The following is a 15,413-nucleotide window of genomic DNA, read 5'->3' as shown; positions in this document are numbered from 1 at the left end:
TCAGCGGTCGCGCGGGGCAGGCGTGTCCTCGTCGCCGGTCTCGGCCTCCGGCGGCAGCGGCGACAGCAACTCGGCGGCGGCGTCGTTCTCCGATCCGGCCGAGGCTTCGGGCGCGCGGGCTTCCCTGCGGCGACCGCGCGGCTCGAGGCCCATGAGCTCGGCCGCCTCGTCGCCCTCGCGGCCGAAGATGGAGCGCAGGCGCAGGTCGGTCTGGGGGAAGGGGATCTCGATCCCCGCCTCGTCCAGCGCCTCGGCGATGGCCCAGGTGTAGGCCGCGTGCATGGCCGCCGGGCGCTTGACCGCGTCCTGGGTCGGCCAGACCAGCAGCTCGAAATCCAGCCCGGACTCGCCGAAGCCGACCAGCCAGACCTGGCACTTGCGGGTCTCGGTCTCGGGCAGGGTGAAGGGGATGTCGCGCGCCGCCTTCAGCACCGCGTCGCGCACCCTGGCCCGGTCCGCGCCATAGGCCACCGCGAAGGGCACGTGGATGCGGCGGGTGTCGCCCTTCAGCGTCCAGTTGGTGACCGGCTTCTCGATCAGCTGGCTGTTGGGCACCAGGATGTTGATGTTGTCGTTGGTGCGGATGCGGCTGGCGCGCGGGCCGATCTCGACGATCATGCCGCGGGCGCCGTCCTCCAGCTCGATGTAGTCGCCGACCGAGACCATGCGGTCGAAGATCAGGAACAGGCCGGAGACGAACTCCTTGACCACCCCCTGGAGGCCCAGGCCCACGCCGATGCCGATGGCCCCGGCGAACACCGCCAGCGACGACAGGTTCAGCCCCGCCGCCGACAGCGCCATGAAGACGCCGGCGGTCAGGATGCCGTAGCCGGTCAGCTTCTCGAACAGATACAGCATCTGCGCGTGACGGCCGGGCCGACGTTCTCGCGCCCGGCGCAGCGCCCGGGTGGCCAGCCAGGACAGGGCGGCGGCCACGGCGATCACGATCAGCGCCGAAACGATCTCGCCCAGCGTCAGGGCGGCGCCTCCGAGACGAACCAGGCGCGCGTCCTCGATCTGGGACAGCTGTGCGGGAAGGACCATGGGGGAGCTTACGCGCGGGGGGACGCGGGGGTTCCGTTGCACGGCGTGATGGCGGCGCGCCTTGACCTCGGCCCCGCCGGCCTCTCCTGTTGCCGAAAACAAGGGAGGTTGCGATGCGGGCGATGATGATGGCGGCGGCCATGCTGCTGGCCGCGGGGACGGCGAGCGCGCAGGGTTTTCCGCCGGGCGGGCCGAACGTCGGGATCACCAACGCCACGGCGGATCCGGCCTTCCAGCCGCGGCCCCTGGTGACGATCCAGCACCCGGAATGGACCCGCGACGCGGCGATCTATCAGCTGAACACCCGCCAGTTCACGCCGGAGGGCACGTTCCGGGCGGCGCAGGAGCAATTGCCCCGGCTGAAAGACCTCGGCGTCGACATCATCTGGCTGATGCCGATCCATCCGATCGGCGAGGTGGAGCGGAAAGGGACGCTGGGCAGCCCCTATTCGGTGCGGGATTATTTCGCGGTCAATCCGGAGTTCGGGACCTTCGAGGACCTGAAGGCCTTCGTCGACGCGGCGCATGCGCAGGACATGCATGTGATCCTGGACTGGGTGGCCAACCACACCGCCTGGGACAACCCGCTCGTGACCGCCCATCCGGAGTGGTACGAGCGCGACCTGGACGGCGACTTCCGCCCCACGCCGTGGTGGGACTGGTCCGACATCATCAACCTGGACTACCGCAACGCGGGCCTTCGTCAGTACATGACCGAGGCGCTGGAGTTCTGGGTGCGCGAGGCCGGGATCGACGGCTATCGCGCCGATGTGGCGGGCTTCGTGCCGCTGGACTTCTGGAACACGGTCCGGGCGCGGCTGGACGCCATCAAGCCGGTCTTCATGCTGGCGGAGTGGGAGATGCGCGACATGCACTACGCCGCCTTCGACGCCACCTACGCCTGGACCTGGAAGGACGCGATGCAGGCGATCGCCGCCGGCCGTGCCGACACCGGGGCGCTATACGGCTTCTACAGCTGGAACGAGAGCGCCTATCCGCGCGAGGCCATGCGGATGACCTACACCTCCAACCACGACCAGAACGCCTGGGAGGGGACCGAGTACGAGAAGTATGGTCCCATGCGCGAGGCCGCCATCGTCCTGTCGGTCACGGGCGAGGGCATCCCCCTGATCTACAACGGCCAGGAGGTCGGCAATCAGAAGCGGCTGGAGTTCTTCGAGAAGGACCCGATCGCCTGGCCCGAGAACTATGAGCTGGACAGCCAGGGCCGCCTGTACCGCGACCTGTTCGCGCTGAAGGCGCGGAACGCCGCCCTGTGGAACGGCCAGTGGGGCGGGCGGATGTATCAGGTCATCAACACGAGCCCGCAAGCTGTGTTCAGCTTCTTCCGCGAGCGGGACGGCGACAAGGTGTTCGTGGCCCTGAACCTGTCGGCGGAGGAGCGGACGGTGACCTTCACCGGCCCCCACCACCACGGCGACTACCGCGACTTCACCACCGGCGAGGCGGTCAGCGTGGGCGAGGACACGCGGATGACCCTGCCGGCCTGGGGCTGGCGCGTGCTGACGCGGGAGTAAGGGGCCCTTCGGGGCGCCGTGACCCTCGGGCTCGACCCGAGGGTCGGACCGTCCGCCGCGTGTCCGAGACCGATGAGGCGCCGCGCTCTCAGGGCGACGCCTTCGTGCGCTTGCGGGCCCATCTCCCATCCTCGAGTCGGGCCCAAGGATGGCGAGTGAAGGAGGCCGCGCCCCGCCTTCCATCGACTCCCTTGACTCCCTCACACAGTATGCCGCATACACTGTGCGCCACACACTATGTGGCGCCAGAGGAGCCGGGATGGGCGCGGGCGACGAGCTGTTCGAGAGTCTGAGGCTGGAGCTTCGGCGGGGGTCGCTGATCCTGGCGGTGCTCGCGCGGCTCAGGGTCGAGCGGTACGGCTATTCGCTGCGCGTCGCCCTGGCCGAGGACGGGGTCGAGATGGAGGAGAGCACCCTCTATCCGCTGCTGCGCCGGCTGGAGGGGCAGGGGCTGCTGACCTCGGAATGGCGTGAGGAGGAGAAGCGCCGGAAGCGCTTCTACCGGCTGTCGGCCGCGGGCGAGACGATGCTGGCGCGGCTGATGGAGGAATGGCGCGGCATCTCCGCGTCGCTGGATCGAATCCTGAACGAAGGGGGGGGCGGGCGATGAGCTCGGGTGATCGCAAGGCGCTGGTCGGGCGCTATCTGAAGGTGGTGGCCGCGCACCTGCCGGCGACGCAGCGGGACGACGTGGTCGCCGAGCTGAGGGACGAGATCGAGAGCCGCCTGGACGACCGGGTCGAGGCGCTGGGCCGCGACCTGAGCGAGGACGAGATCGAGCAGGTGCTGCGCGAGGTGGGGCACCCCTTGAGCGTGGCCGCGCGCTATCGCCCAGGGCCGAGCCACGTGGTGGGACCCGAGCTCTATCCCTACTGGCGGTTCGCGATCCGGGCGGGGCTCCTGGTGCTGTTGATCCTGGCCGGGCTGGGACTGGTGGCCCGGGTGGCGAGCGGCGACCCGGACGTGGGGGAGGTGCTGGTCGACAGCCTGACCGGGCTGTTCAGCGGGGCGATCACCCTGGTCGGGATCGCGACCCTGGTCGCCTATATGATCGAGCGCCAGTCCGAGCGGCCGCGCTGGCTGCACGACTGGAAGGTCAAGGATCTGGGCCTGTACGAGTTCGGGGTCAGCGACGACTGGCTGGACAACCTGACCCGCACGGGCGGGGCGTCGAAGACCGAGCAGACCGCGAAGCGACGCCGCTCCGAGACCGGCGAGGCGCTGAGCAACGTGATCGCCTGGACCGTGGTCCTGCTGTGGTGGACGGGCACGTTCCGCATCCCGGGCCTGCACCCGATGGAGTGGGAGTACGTCCGCGCGGGCGTCGACTGGGGGGCGATGACGCGCGAGACCTATCAGTGGCTGTACTTCCCCGTGATCGCGTTCGGCCTGACGCGGGTCGCCTTCGACCTGGGACGGGCGGCGTGGCCGGGGGCGTGGCTCTACGCCGGCGTCGGCGGGGCGGCCTTCGCCCTGGGGCGGGTCGCGCTGGCCGCCTGGCTGTGGCTGGCCTCGCCCTTCTCGGCGGCGATCGCGGTCCAGACCTGGCCCGAGTTCGTGGATCGGGCGCGGGCGGCGTTTCACCCCGGCTATGACACCGCCGGCATCGTCATGCTGATCGTGGCCTTCATCGCCGTGGAAGGTGTCTTCACCGTCGTGGGCTCTCTGGCCCGGATGGGGCGGGCCGCGCGCTGACGCCGAACGAGGGTCGCCTGACGACGGGGGGTCTGGCAGGATGGCCCCATGCTGGACCGTCGCGCCCTGCTCGCCGCCGCCGTCGCCGCCTTCCCCGCCGCCGCCCGGGCCCGGGACGCGGCGCCTGATCCGAACGCCGCGCGCGAGGCCGCCGGGGTCCCGGCGCTGGGCGGGGTCTGGATCGAAGGCGGGGAGGTGCGCTGGCTCGAGGCGGTCGGCCTGCGCGCCCTGGGCGCCGACGCGGCCGTGACGACGGCCGACCCCTGGCACCTGGGCTCGAACACCAAGGCGATGACGGCGGCGCTGTTCGCGCGCCTGGTGGAGGCGGGACGGACGGACTGGGACGCCGGGGTCGTCGACCTGCTGCCCGGCGTGGCGGCGGACCCCGCCTGGGCCGGGACGCGGCTGACGGAGCTGATGGCGCATCGGGCCGGACTGCTGGATCAGGGATTGCTGGACGTCGCCTGGCTGAACGCGGCGCGCGCCGATACACGCACAATGGTCGAGCAGCGGCGGGCGTTGGCGGCGCGGGCGCTGGCGACGCCGCCGGCGGGCGAGGTCGGGGCCTTCGCCTATGGCAACGCCAACTACATCGTCGTCGGCGCGGCCCTGGAGGCCCTGACCGGGCAGCCGTGGGAAGCGCTGATGCGGCGCGAGGTGTTCGGGCCTCTGGGGATGGGCTCGGCGGGCTTCGGGCCGCCGACGGGCGAGGCGCCGCTGGGCCACGCGGGGGTCTTCGGCCAGCTGTCGGCGATGACGCCCGAGACGCCCGGCGCGGACAATCCCCAGGCGTTGGGCCCGGCGGGGACCGTTCACGCGAGCCTGGCGGATTACGCAAGATTTCTCAGGGCGTTCACGGGGTGGGAGCACGGCTGGCTGAGCGCGGACTCGATCCGACGGCTGATGTCGCCCTCAGGGGCGGACGGCGCCTATGCGCTGGGCTGGGGCGTCGTGCGGCAGGGATGGGCGGCGGGGCCGGTTCTGGCGCATGAGGGTTCGAACACCCGGTGGCACGCCCTGGCCCTGGTGGATCCGGCGGGCGGCAGGGCCCTGGCGACGGTCAGCAACGGCGGCCCGCGCGGGGGCCCGGCGTGTCAGACGCTGGCCGGCGAGATGATCCGCGCCTTCGCCGCATGAAGCGCGACTTCGCCGATTTCTGGAACCTGCTGTGGGAGGCGGGACTGGCGATCTGCGGGGTGTTCGCCCTGCTGAACGCCTTCGCGCCGCCGCAGGACCTGCCGTGGCGGCCGCTGGACCTGAGCCAGCCGGTCGGTCAGGCGACCAAGGCCAAGGTGGCCGACTTCGAGGTCAGCCGGGACCGCCCGCCCCCCGCCGAAGAGCTGACGGCCGTGACCGAGGCCTGCATGCAGGTGCTGCGCGAGGCGGGGGTCGAGGTCGAGCGGGCCGAGGATCGGGACGACGGCGGCTTCTGCATCGTGCGCGGCGCGGTCAGGATCACCGGCGGGGCGGTGACGCCGCTCCGGCCCGACGGCCTTGTCATGCAGTGCCCCATGGCCATCCGGTACGTCATCTGGGACCGGCAGGTGCTGAGGCCCGCCGCGCGCGAGGTGCTGGGCTCGGAGGTGGCGTCGGTCGACAACTTCGGGACCTACGCCTGTCGCCGGATCTACGGGTCCGAGGAGGCGACCGCTCGGCCGAGCGAGCACGCGCGGGCCAACGCCCTGGACGTCGGCGGCGTGACGCTGGAGGACGGGCGGCGGATCAGCGTGCTGGCGGACTGGGAGGCCGAGGGCCCGCAAGACGAGGACGAGGCGGCCTTCCTGAAGCGCCTGCGGGACGGCGCCTGCGAGGTGTTCGCCACCGTCCTGAGCCCCGATTACAACGCCCAGCACGCCGATCACCTGCATCTGGACGGAGCGCCGCGCGGGCTGTGCTCCTGAGCGGAAGCGACGGCGGCGAATCGCTTTTTCTTGACCGTTCGCCCCGGACGCGAGACAAACCCGGCGCAGTCCGGATTTTCGCTGGGGTCCAAACCCGCGTGTCGCTCCTTCGCCTGAACGAGCTCGTCCAGATGGGCTGACGGCGTTCCCGAACGGGAGCGCTGCCTGGAAAGCGCGTTTACGGAGAGCGCACAATGGCGACCGGTACGGTCAAGTGGTTCAACCCCACGAAGGGCTTCGGCTTCATCCAGCCCGAGAACGGCGGCAATGACGTGTTCGTGCACATCACCGCGGTTCAGAAGGCGGGTCTCGCCGGCCTGAACGAGAACGCCCGCGTCGAGTACGAGCTGGAATCCCAGCGCGGCAAGACGGCGGCGGTGAACCTCAAGCTTCTCTAACCTCTAGAGAATTCAGGTTTCGGCGGGCGCGGGGGCTGTGGTCTCCGCGCCCGTTTTCCTTTGGGCGCCGGTCCATTGGGCGATGGCCACCGCAGCCAGCACGAGAACCCCGCCCAGCGCCTGGATGACGGTCAGCGTCTCGGCGAACAGCAGCCAGCCGAACAGGGCGGCGACCAGCGGCTGGATCAGGATGACCAGCGCGGTCAGCCCGGCCGGGAGACGACCCAGCGCCCAGGTGACGCCGGTCTGACCCGCGACGTGCACCAGGGCGAACAGGCCGCAGAACAGCCAGCCGATCGGCGCGACCGGCAGGATGTCCTCGCCGAACAGGACCGCCGCGACGAGCATCAGGGGCGCCCCGGCGGCGGTGGACCAGAGCATGACCTTCAGCGCCGAGGCCGTCTTGCGCGCCGCCTTCACCGCCAGGAAGTAGCCCGCGTACCAGAAGGAGACGGCCAGGCTGAGCAGGTCGCCCAGCAGCGGCCGGCGGCCCTGAGCCGGGTCCGCGCCCGCCGCCATGGCGAAGGCGCCCGCCAGCGCCACGGCCAGCGCGATCAGGAAGCCGCCCCCCGGCCGCTCACGGAACGCGATCCAGGCGACGGCCGTCACGACCACCGGAGTCAGGTTGCACAGCACCGTGGCGTTGGCGACCGAAGTCAGGGTGATGCCGTAGTGCCAGAAGCCGAGGTCCAGGGCGAAGAAGCCGCCCGCCAGGAACATCCAGCGGTTGGGGGCCAGGTCCGATCCCGAGGTCTCGCTGTCGCGGCGGGCGAAGGCCAGGTTCAGCGCCAGCAGCAGCGGCAGGGCCAGGAACAGCCGCCAGAACCCTGCGGCCGCCGGACCCGTCTCGGTCAGACGCACGAGGATGGGCGCCAGCCCCAGGACGCAGGCCGCCGCCGTCAGGACCAGGAGGGGCAGCGCCGCGGGCCGCGTCACGCCGCGGGCCGGTCCTTCAGCCACTCTTTCAGCGACACGCGCGCGGGCGGCGTGCGGTCGGGTCGGGCGAGCTCGACGATCAGCGGGCCGATGTCGGACGCGGGCGGGACGCTCATGGGATCCTCGCCCGGATAGGCCTGACCCCGCAGCTGGGTCCGCAGGCGGCCGGGGTCCAGGATGGTGGCGCGGATCGGGGTGTTCTCGATCTCGTCGGCCCAGCAGCCGATCAGCGCCTCGGCCCCCGCCTTGGTGGCGGCGTAGGCGCCCCAGAAGGCGCGGGGATTGGTGGCCAGACTGGTCGTCAGGTGGATCATGCGGCCGGCGTCGGAGACCCGCAGCAGCGGCTCCAGCGAGCGGATCAGGCGGTAGACGCCGGTGAAGTTGACCCGCTCGATCCTGGCGAACTCGCGCGGGTCGGCGTGGGACACCGGCGTGAGGCCCGACGGCCCCATGGTCGCCGCCGCCTGGACCCAGACGTCCAGCCGGCCGAAGCGCTGGTGGATGGCGCCGCCCAGCCGGTCGATGCCGCCGCCGTCCACCAGGTCGAAGGGCACGAGCGTCGCGTGACAGCCGGTCGCGGCGTAGACGGCGTCGTCCAGCGCCTCCAGTCCGCCCTCGGTTCGCGCGGTGGCGATGACGTGGGCGCCGGCCTTGGCCAGGGCGAGCGCGCTCTCGTATCCGATGCCGCGCGAGGCCCCGACGACGAGGGCGATGCGATCGGAAAGCGGGCTGGCGTCAGTCATGGCGCTTGATAGCGCCGCGCCGCCTCAACACAAGGCCGTAAGCCGTCTCAGTATCCCTCGGCCGGCGTCCACAGGCTGAAGCTGACGCCCTGGTCGTCCTCGCAGGTGACGGAACGGCCTGACGGGCTGTCGGACGGCACCGCGGCCTTCCCGCCGAGTTCTGCGATGCGGGCGCAGAGCGCATCGACGTCATCCACGCGGAAGTAGAGGTGGCTGAAATCCTTGCGCTCACCCTTGGTGATGCCGAAGGCGGGGGCGCTGTCGGCCACGTGGGCGTAGGTCTGATGCGACCCGGCCTCGTCGAAGGTCCAGCCGAACAGAGCGCCGTAGAAGGCGCGGGCCTTGTCGAGATCGGGCGTGGCGAGGGTGAAGTAGCCGAGCTGGATCATGCGCCGTTAAGCGCTGACGAGCAGGGAAAGTTGCCGCGCGGCCTCCTCGCGGCCGCCCTCCTCGATCTCGCGGTCCAGCAGGCGGGTCGGATAGTCGCCGGTGAAGTAGTGGTCGGTGAACTGTGGGTGGCGCGGATCGCGCGGCCCGGCGCCCATCGCCTCGTAAAGGCCATCGACCGACAGGAAGCCCAGCGAATCGACCTCGAGGTACTGGCGCATCTCCTCAAGCGACTTGTTGGCGGCCAGCAGCTGGTCGCGAGACGGCATGTCGATGCCGTAGAAGTCGGGATAGAGGATCGGCGGGGAGGCCGAGCGCAGGTGGATCTCCTTGGCGCCCGCAGCGCGCACGGCGCGCACCAGCTTCACCGAGGTGGTGCCGCGCACGATGGAGTCGTCGATCAGGATGACCCGCTTGCCCTCGATGACGCTGCGGTTCGGGCTGTGCTTCATGCGCACGCCCTTCTGCCGGGCGCCCTGGCTGGGCTGGATGAAGGTGCGGCCCAGATAGTGGCTGCGGATGATGCCCATCTCGTAGGGCACGCCGGATTCCTGGGCGAAGCCCATGGCGGCGGGGACGCCGGAGTCGGGCACCGGCACCACCACGTCGGCCTCGGCCGGATGCTCGCGGGCCAGGATGCGGCCCATGGCCTTGCGCACGCCATAGACCGAACGGCCGTTCACCACGCTGTCGGGGCGGGAGAAGTAGACGTACTCGAACAGGCAGGGCCGGGCCGGGCGCTCGGGGAAGGGCTTGAGGGACTTGAGGCCCTCGTGGTCGATGACGATGACCTCGCCGTTCTCCACGTCGCGGACGAACTCGGCGCCGATGGTGTCCAGCGCGCAGGTCTCGGACGCCAGCACCCAGGCCTCGCCGAGACGGCCGAGCACCAGCGGCCGGATGCCCAGAGGATCGCGCGCGCCGATCATCTTGGACCGGGTCTGGCAGACCAGGGCGTAACCGCCCTCGATCCGACCGATGGCGTCGATGAAGCGATCGACGATCTTGGCCTTACGGCTGCGGGCGATGAGGTGCAGGATCACCTCGGAGTCCGAGGTCGACTGGAAGATCGCGCCCTCGCCGACCAGGATCTTCCGCAGGTGGTGGAAGTTGGTCAGGTTGCCGTTGTGGGCGATGGCGATGCCGCCGGAGTCCAGGTCGGCGAACATCGGCTGGATGTTGCGCGCGAAGCCGCCGCCGGCGGTGGAGTAGCGCGTGTGGCCGATCGCGGCCGAGCCAGGCAGGCGCTGGGACAGGTCCGAGCCGCCGAAGGCGTCGCCGACCAGGCCCTGGTGCCGTTCGGTGTGAAAGCGGGCCTGGTGCACCGAGGCGATGCCGCAGGCCTCCTGGCCGCGATGCTGGAGCGCGTGCAGGCCCAGGGCGACGATGGAGGCGCCGTCGGTGTCGGCCGCCCCCCAGACGCCGCAGACGCCGCACTCCAGACGGGGCTGGTCGTCCTCGGGATCGCGCCAGTGCGCGCGATGGACCACCGGATCGGCGATCGCGTGGGCGGTGCGGCTCATCGTCGGGGCTCCGATGATCGGCGGGGTCAGGGATCGGTGGGCGAAGTAGGCTCGGTTTGCGGCGGGGGCAAGGCGTCGTCGCCGGAGAACCCTCTGCGGACGGACGAGTCCAGCGCGGGCGTGACCGCGTCGACACTCTGGCCGATGCCGGGGAGAATCCACTGGATCGTCCGCGCCGAGCCGGCGCTGAGGTCGTAGAGCGCGGCCTCGGACAGCCAGCGCGGCGTGCGCTCGCCCGGCAGGGCGGCGGCGATCACCAGGTGCACCGCGCCCACCAGAACCAGGGCCCGACCCGCGCCGACGACGACGCCGAGCGCCCGGTCGACGCCGCTGAGCTGGGGATGGGCCTGGGCGCGCCTGGACAGGGTCGAGCCGAAGATGCGGATGCCGAAGTAAATCGCCATGAAGCTGACGATCGCCGCCAGGATCGAGCCGGCCCAGTCGGGATCGACCAGCGCCCGGCCCAGGGGCGCGGTGAAGGGCAGGGCGATGAGGGCGACGAAGGCCGCGAGGACGAAGCTGAGCAGCGTGATGATCTCGCGCACGCCGCCGCGCACGCCCCCGGCCGCCGCCGAGGCCAGCACCACGAGAATGACGAAGACGTCGTAGCCGGTCATTCGCTCCACCTTCTCGTCCCCATTCGTCGCACGAACGGGGACGAGACAGATCCCTAATACCGGTTCGTCGAGATTCGTTCGACCGCTTCCGCGAGTCGGTTGACGGCGGTGAGGCCGACGGCCTCGCTCCTGGCGGCGCCTCCCCTCGCGGGCCCCGGGGCGCACAGGGCCTGGTCGAAGCCCAGCTTGGCGGCCTCGCGCAGGCGGGCCTCGGCGCGACCGACGGCGCGAACCTCGCCCGACAGGCTGACCTCGCCGAAGACGACGCAGCCCTGCGGCAGGGGCATGTCGGTGGCGGATGAAATCAGGGCGGCGGCCGCCGCGAGATCCGCCGCGGGTTCGGTGACGCGAAGGCCGCCGGCGACGTTCAGATAGACGTCGCGGTCGCCGAAGCCGAGGCCGCAGCGGGCCTCGAGCACCGCCAGCACCATGGCCAGGCGCCCGGAGTCCCAGCCGACCACCGCGCGCCGGGGCGTGCCGTAGGCGGACGGCGCGACCAGGGCCTGGACCTCGACCAGAACCGGGCGCGAGCCCTCGATGCCGGCGAAGACGGCCGCGCCTGGGGCCCGGTCCTTCCCCTCGCCCAGGAACAGGGCCGACGGGTTGGCGACTTCGCGCAGGCCCGCGTCGCCCATCTCGAACACGCCGATCTCGTCGGTGGCGCCGAAGCGGTTCTTGCCCGCGCGCAGGATGCGGAAGGGATAGCCGCGCTCGCCCTCGAAGCTGAGGACGGCGTCGACCATGTGCTCGACCACGCGAGGCCCGGCGATCTGGCCGTCCTTGGTGACGTGGCCGACAAGGATGACCGCCGGGCCGCCCGCCTTGGCGAGGCGCACCAGTTCGGCGGCGCACGCGCGAACCTGGACGATGGAGCCGGGCCCCGCGTCGTGCACGTCGCTCCACAGCGTCTGAATGGAGTCGATGACGACGATGTCGAACCGCTCGCGCTTGAGCGTCGTCAGGATGTCCCGGAGCGAGGTGGCGGAGGCCAGCTCGACGGGCGCGTCGGCCACGCCCATGCGGCGCGCCCGGGCGCGGATCTGCTCGATCGCCTCCTCGCCGGAGATGTAGGCGGTGCGGGCGCCCGCACGGGCGGCCTTGGCCAGCACCTCGAGCAGCAGGGTGGATTTGCCGACGCCGGGGTCGCCGCCGAGCAGCAGGGCCGAGCCCGGCACGACCCCGCCGCCGCAGACGCGGTCGAACTCGGCCACCCCGGTCAGGATGCGCGGCGGCTCGGGCGTCTCGGAGGTCAGGCTCTCGAAGGTCAGGCCGCGGCCGCGGGCGGTGGCCGCGGGCTTCATCGCGCCGGGCGGGGCGGACTTGGTCTCCTCGACCAGGGTGTTCCAGGACTGGCAGGCCGAGCATTGGCCGGCCCATTTCGAATGAACCGCCCCACAGGACTGGCAGACATAGAGAGCGCCGTCGCGAGCCATGACGCGGTCCTTAGCAGAGCGCGCCGATTCCCTGGCGCGCGATGTGGATGACCGGCGGATGCGTCATTGGCGGACGTGGACTGAACCCGAGGGTCGCTGCGGCGTTCGGTCAAGGCAACGCTTGAAAAAGGAAGCTGGAATGAAGATCACCGCCGCCCTCCTCGCCGCCGCCGCCGCCGCCGTGTCGCTGGCCGCCTGCAGCGATCCCGTGGAAGAGGCCGCCGACGCCCAGGCCGAGGCGGTCGAGGCCGCCGGCGAAGCCGACGCCGCCGTGCTCGAGGCCCAGGCCGACCAGGCCCCCACCGACGCCGCCGAGGAGGCGCTCGAAGCCCAGGCCGATCAGGTGCGTGAACAGGCGGAGGAGCGCGCCGACGTGATCGAGGAGCAGGACGCCCCGGTCACCGGCGACGCGGGCTGACGTCTAGCGGTAGCGCCTCGGCACGCGCGCCGTGACCGAGGTCTGCAGCTCATAGGCGATCGTGCCGGCGGCCGAGGCCTGGTCGTCGATCCGGCGGCGGGGCCCGAACAGCTCCGCGCGGTCGCCGACGGCGACGTCAAGGCCGGTCACGTCGACCGCGCAGACGTCCATGGAGACGCGCCCCAGCAAGGGGCGCGTTTCGCCGTTCAGGACGACCTGGCCACGGGGCGAATAGCTGCGCAGCACGCCGTCGGCGTAGCCGGCGCCGACGGTCGCGACCCTGACGGGCCGATCGGCGACGAAGCCGCGCGAATAGCCGACGCTCTCGCCCGCGGGCACCTCGCGCACCTGGAGCACCGGCGCCGAGAAGATCGCGACGGCCTTCAGCCGGTCGTCGGGGCGGCCCTCGGGCCCGCCGCCATAGAGGCTGACGCCGGGGCGCACGGCGTCGAAGGCGAAGTCCGGGCCCAGGAAGACGCCCCCTGAGTTGGCGAACGAGCGCACCGCCCCCGGGTAGCGCGTCGCCACCGCGGCGAAAGCGTCACGCTGGCGACGGTTCATGGGATGAGACGGCTCGTCGGCGCAGGCGAGGTGGCTCATCACCAGTTCAAGCCCGGCGAAGGGGCCCGGCGCGTCCTCCGGGCGCAGGCCCAGGCGGTTCATGCCGGTGTCGATCTGGAGTCCGCAGGGGCCGCCGCCGGAGCCCAGCCAGTCGGCGATCTGGCCGGGCTGGTTCAGCACCGGGCGCAGGCCGGACGCCCGAAGCGCCGTCGCCGCGCCCGGCGGGCATCCGTCCAGAACGTAGATCACCGGTTCGGCGCCCAGGGCGGCCCGCAGGACTTCGCCTTCGGTCACGCGGGCGACGAAGAAGATGCGCGCGCCCTCGGCCAGCAGCGCCTTGGCCACGGGCGCCGCGCCCAGGCCGTAGGCGTCGGCCTTCACCACCGGGTGCGCCGGCGCGCCGGCGACCGCTTCCAGGGCATGGAAGTTGTGCGCGAGGGCCGAAAGATCGACGTCGAGGACCGCGTTGAGGCTCATCCGGCCCTTATGCCGAAAGTTCTGTGCGGGGGAAGGGCGTTGAACCCTTCTCCCCTCGTGGGAGAAGGTGGCATGCGGAGCATGACGGATGAGGGGGATGTGTGCGCCACCTCATCCGTCTGACATCTCGCGAACTGAACGAGCCCCCTCATCCGAGCGCCTCCGGCGCCCACCTTCTCCCACGAGGGGAGAAGGGAGGTTAGTCATACCCGCTGTAGCGGCCGTCGCGGGCGAGGTTGCCGAAGCGGGTGGTGTCCTCGTCGAAGCTGAGCTTGACGATGCCGATGGGGCCGTGACGCTGCTTGCCGATGACGACCTCGGCCTGGTGGCGCAGGCGATCCATGTCCTCCTGCCACTTCAGGTGCTCCTCGGTGCCCTCCTTGGGCTCGGTGCGGCCCAGGTAGTAGCTCTCGCGGTACACGAACATGACCACGTCGGCGTCCTGCTCGATCGAGCCGGATTCGCGCAGGTCCGACAGCTGGGGCCGCTTGTCCTCGCGCGCCTCGACCTGACGCGAGAGCTGCGACAGGGCGATGATCGGAACGTTCAGCTCCTTCGCCAGAGCCTTGAGGCCGCCGGTGATCTCGCTGATCTCCTGCACCCGGTTCTTCTGGCCCCCGGAATCGCCCGTGGTGACCAGCTGGAGGTAGTCGACGATGATCACGTCCAGGCCGTGCTCGGCGCGCTTCAGGCGACGGGCCCGGGCGGCGAGCTTGGAGATCGACAGGCCGCCGGTGGCGTCGATGAACAGGGGGCTCTCGCCGATCTCGATGGCGGCGTCGCGCACCTTGCCGTAATCGGCGGCGTCGATCTCGCCTTTGCGCAGGCGGTCGGAGGAGACGCCCGAGGCGTCGGCCAGGATACGCATGGCCAGCTGCTCGGCGCTCATTTCCAGCGAGTAGAAGGCGACCACGCCCCCCGAAACCGTCTTTCGCCCCTCCGGCGTGATCTCGTAGCGGTAGTTGCGCGCGATGTTGAAGGCGATGTTGGTCGCCAGCGCGGTCTTGCCCATGGACGGGCGGCCCGCGAGGATCAGCAGGTCCGACGGATAGAGGCCGCCCAGCTTCTGATCGAGGTCATCCAGGTGGGTGGCGAGACCGGCCAGCTTGCCCTCGCGCTGGTACGCCTCGCCCGCCATCTGCACGGCGCCCTTCAGGGCCTCGGCGAAGCTGACGAAGCCGGAGGAGGGCTTGCCGGTCTCCGCCAGGGAATAAAGCGACTGTTCGGCCTGCTCGATCTGGTCGATGGCGGGGCGCTCGGGTTCGGGCGCCTCACGGATGATGTCGCCGCCGATGCGGATCAGCTCGCGCCGCAGGGCGAGGTCGTAGACGACTCGGGCGTAGTCCGGCGCGTTGGCCGCAGGCGGGGCGCGATCGACGAGGTCGGCGAGATAGCGAAGGCCCCCGAACTCCTGGAAGGCGGGATCCTGCTTGAAGCGCTCCATCAGGATGGTCGGCTCGGCGAGCAGCCCCTGGCGGATATGGTCCTCAATCGACTCGTACAGGCGCTGGTGGAACGGCTCGTAGAAGTGGCTTCCGCGCAGTCGGTCGCTGAGGCGCTCGAAGGCGCCGTTGTCGAACATCAGACAGCCCAGAAGCGCCTGTTCGGCCTCCAGGTTGTGCGGCATGGCGGCGACGGCGGGGCTTGGAAAGGGGGCGATCGCGTTCATCATCATGGGATACCCATGACGCCCGGCCGCGTCAGGAGCGGTCGCCCCCGAGACGGTTCATAACCTTCGCCGG

Annotated in this window: 16 protein-coding genes; 7 read left to right on the top strand and 9 right to left on the bottom strand. The window is 71.1% G+C overall.

Annotation, left to right across the window (positions count from 1 at the left end; all coding sequences use genetic code 11):
- Positions 1–1,044 carry a mechanosensitive ion channel family protein gene (locus ACFFGE_RS04700; protein WP_376834786.1) on the bottom strand — a complete coding sequence of 348 codons (1,044 nt, stop codon included), beginning with the start codon at positions 1,042–1,044 and terminating at the stop codon, positions 1–3.
- Positions 1,045–1,157: 113 nt separating this feature from the next.
- On the opposite strand from ACFFGE_RS04700, the gene ACFFGE_RS04695 reads away from it, so the two are divergent.
- From ACFFGE_RS04695 to ACFFGE_RS04670, 6 genes are all read left to right on the top strand, one after another.
- Entirely contained in the window at positions 1,158–2,582 is a 1,425-nt protein-coding gene (locus ACFFGE_RS04695) for an alpha-amylase family glycosyl hydrolase (protein ID WP_376834784.1), read from the top strand.
- 259 nt (positions 2,583–2,841) lie between these two features.
- Positions 2,842–3,192, top strand: a complete 351-nt coding sequence (locus ACFFGE_RS04690) for a PadR family transcriptional regulator (RefSeq protein WP_376834782.1) — start codon at positions 2,842–2,844, stop codon at positions 3,190–3,192.
- Positions 3,189–4,277: an HAAS signaling domain-containing protein gene (locus ACFFGE_RS04685; protein ID WP_376834780.1), complete on the top strand. Its 1,089-nt coding sequence runs from the start codon at positions 3,189–3,191 to the stop codon at positions 4,275–4,277. Before ACFFGE_RS04690 ends, ACFFGE_RS04685 begins: the two co-directional genes overlap by 4 nt.
- Before the next feature lie 48 nt (positions 4,278–4,325).
- Complete coding sequence (locus ACFFGE_RS04680) at positions 4,326–5,414, top strand: serine hydrolase domain-containing protein (protein WP_376834777.1); 1,089 nt, start codon at positions 4,326–4,328, stop codon at positions 5,412–5,414.
- Positions 5,411–6,178: an extensin-like domain-containing protein gene (locus ACFFGE_RS04675; protein WP_376834775.1), complete on the top strand. Its 768-nt coding sequence runs from the start codon at positions 5,411–5,413 to the stop codon at positions 6,176–6,178. Before ACFFGE_RS04680 ends, ACFFGE_RS04675 begins: the two co-directional genes overlap by 4 nt.
- Before the next feature lie 194 nt (positions 6,179–6,372).
- On the top strand, positions 6,373–6,576 hold the full coding sequence (locus ACFFGE_RS04670) for a cold-shock protein (RefSeq protein WP_298278254.1): 204 nt from the start codon (positions 6,373–6,375) through the stop codon (positions 6,574–6,576).
- A 12-nt stretch (positions 6,577–6,588) separates the two neighbouring features.
- On the opposite strand, the gene ACFFGE_RS04665 is transcribed toward ACFFGE_RS04670, so the two are convergent.
- The 6 genes from ACFFGE_RS04665 to radA are packed head-to-tail and all read right to left on the bottom strand — an operon-like array spanning position 6,589 to position 12,215.
- Positions 6,589–7,512 carry a DMT family transporter gene (locus ACFFGE_RS04665; protein ID WP_376834771.1) on the bottom strand — a complete coding sequence of 308 codons (924 nt, stop codon included), beginning with the start codon at positions 7,510–7,512 and terminating at the stop codon, positions 6,589–6,591.
- Entirely contained in the window at positions 7,509–8,255 is a 747-nt protein-coding gene (locus ACFFGE_RS04660; RefSeq protein WP_376834768.1) for an SDR family NAD(P)-dependent oxidoreductase, read from the bottom strand. The genes ACFFGE_RS04665 and ACFFGE_RS04660 overlap by 4 nt, the downstream gene beginning before the upstream one ends.
- 47 nt (positions 8,256–8,302) lie before the next feature.
- Complete coding sequence (locus ACFFGE_RS04655; RefSeq protein ID WP_376834766.1) at positions 8,303–8,644, bottom strand: VOC family protein; 342 nt, start codon at positions 8,642–8,644, stop codon at positions 8,303–8,305.
- Between the two features lie 6 nt (positions 8,645–8,650).
- Positions 8,651–10,165 carry an amidophosphoribosyltransferase gene (gene purF, locus ACFFGE_RS04650; protein ID WP_376834763.1) on the bottom strand — a complete coding sequence of 505 codons (1,515 nt, stop codon included), beginning with the start codon at positions 10,163–10,165 and terminating at the stop codon, positions 8,651–8,653.
- 26 nt (positions 10,166–10,191) lie between these two features.
- On the bottom strand, positions 10,192–10,782 hold the full coding sequence (locus ACFFGE_RS04645; RefSeq protein ID WP_376834761.1) for a CvpA family protein: 591 nt from the start codon (positions 10,780–10,782) through the stop codon (positions 10,192–10,194).
- A gap of 53 nt (positions 10,783–10,835) precedes the next feature.
- Positions 10,836–12,215 carry a DNA repair protein RadA gene (gene radA / locus ACFFGE_RS04640; protein ID WP_376834759.1) on the bottom strand — a complete coding sequence of 460 codons (1,380 nt, stop codon included), beginning with the start codon at positions 12,213–12,215 and terminating at the stop codon, positions 10,836–10,838.
- 139 nt (positions 12,216–12,354) lie between these two features.
- Here radA and ACFFGE_RS04635 point away from each other — a divergent pair, with 139 nt between their 5' ends.
- The gene (locus tag ACFFGE_RS04635) at positions 12,355–12,633 is read left to right on the top strand and encodes a hypothetical protein (protein ID WP_376834757.1); all 279 of its coding nucleotides are present in this window, start codon (positions 12,355–12,357) and stop codon (positions 12,631–12,633) included.
- 3 nt (positions 12,634–12,636) lie between these two features.
- Here the strand turns inward: ACFFGE_RS04635 and alr are convergent, their stop codons facing one another.
- Positions 12,637–13,671, bottom strand: coding sequence for an alanine racemase (alr, locus tag ACFFGE_RS04630; protein ID WP_376834755.1), 1,035 nt, complete (start codon positions 13,669–13,671; stop codon positions 12,637–12,639).
- A gap of 199 nt (positions 13,672–13,870) precedes the next feature.
- Complete coding sequence (locus ACFFGE_RS04625) at positions 13,871–15,340, bottom strand: replicative DNA helicase (protein ID WP_376835214.1); 1,470 nt, start codon at positions 15,338–15,340, stop codon at positions 13,871–13,873.
- Between the last annotated feature and the right edge of the window lie 73 nt (positions 15,341–15,413).

Source organism: Brevundimonas balnearis (genome assembly GCF_042434805.1).
Lineage (GTDB): Bacteria > Pseudomonadota > Alphaproteobacteria > Caulobacterales > Caulobacteraceae > Brevundimonas > Brevundimonas balnearis.
This window is presented reverse-complemented; position numbering and strand designations above follow the sequence as displayed.

Coding starts and splice junctions, on each gene's coding strand:
- ACFFGE_RS04700 (WP_376834786.1), bottom strand. CDS start 1,044: ATGGTCCTTCCCGCACAGCTGTCCCAGATCGAGGACGCGCGCCTGGTT.
- ACFFGE_RS04695 (WP_376834784.1), top strand. CDS start 1,158: ATGCGGGCGATGATGATGGCGGCGGCCATGCTGCTGGCCGCGGGGACG.
- ACFFGE_RS04690 (WP_376834782.1), top strand. CDS start 2,842: ATGGGCGCGGGCGACGAGCTGTTCGAGAGTCTGAGGCTGGAGCTTCGG.
- ACFFGE_RS04685 (WP_376834780.1), top strand. CDS start 3,189: ATGAGCTCGGGTGATCGCAAGGCGCTGGTCGGGCGCTATCTGAAGGTG.
- ACFFGE_RS04680 (WP_376834777.1), top strand. CDS start 4,326: ATGCTGGACCGTCGCGCCCTGCTCGCCGCCGCCGTCGCCGCCTTCCCC.
- ACFFGE_RS04675 (WP_376834775.1), top strand. CDS start 5,411: ATGAAGCGCGACTTCGCCGATTTCTGGAACCTGCTGTGGGAGGCGGGA.
- ACFFGE_RS04670 (WP_298278254.1), top strand. CDS start 6,373: ATGGCGACCGGTACGGTCAAGTGGTTCAACCCCACGAAGGGCTTCGGC.
- ACFFGE_RS04660 (WP_376834768.1), bottom strand. CDS start 8,255: ATGACTGACGCCAGCCCGCTTTCCGATCGCATCGCCCTCGTCGTCGGG.
- ACFFGE_RS04655 (WP_376834766.1), bottom strand. CDS start 8,644: ATGATCCAGCTCGGCTACTTCACCCTCGCCACGCCCGATCTCGACAAG.
- purF (WP_376834763.1), bottom strand. CDS start 10,165: ATGAGCCGCACCGCCCACGCGATCGCCGATCCGGTGGTCCATCGCGCG.
- ACFFGE_RS04645 (WP_376834761.1), bottom strand. CDS start 10,782: ATGACCGGCTACGACGTCTTCGTCATTCTCGTGGTGCTGGCCTCGGCG.
- radA (WP_376834759.1), bottom strand. CDS start 12,215: ATGGCTCGCGACGGCGCTCTCTATGTCTGCCAGTCCTGTGGGGCGGTT.
- ACFFGE_RS04635 (WP_376834757.1), top strand. CDS start 12,355: ATGAAGATCACCGCCGCCCTCCTCGCCGCCGCCGCCGCCGCCGTGTCG.
- alr (WP_376834755.1), bottom strand. CDS start 13,671: ATGAGCCTCAACGCGGTCCTCGACGTCGATCTTTCGGCCCTCGCGCAC.
- ACFFGE_RS04625 (WP_376835214.1), bottom strand. CDS start 15,340: ATGAACGCGATCGCCCCCTTTCCAAGCCCCGCCGTCGCCGCCATGCCG.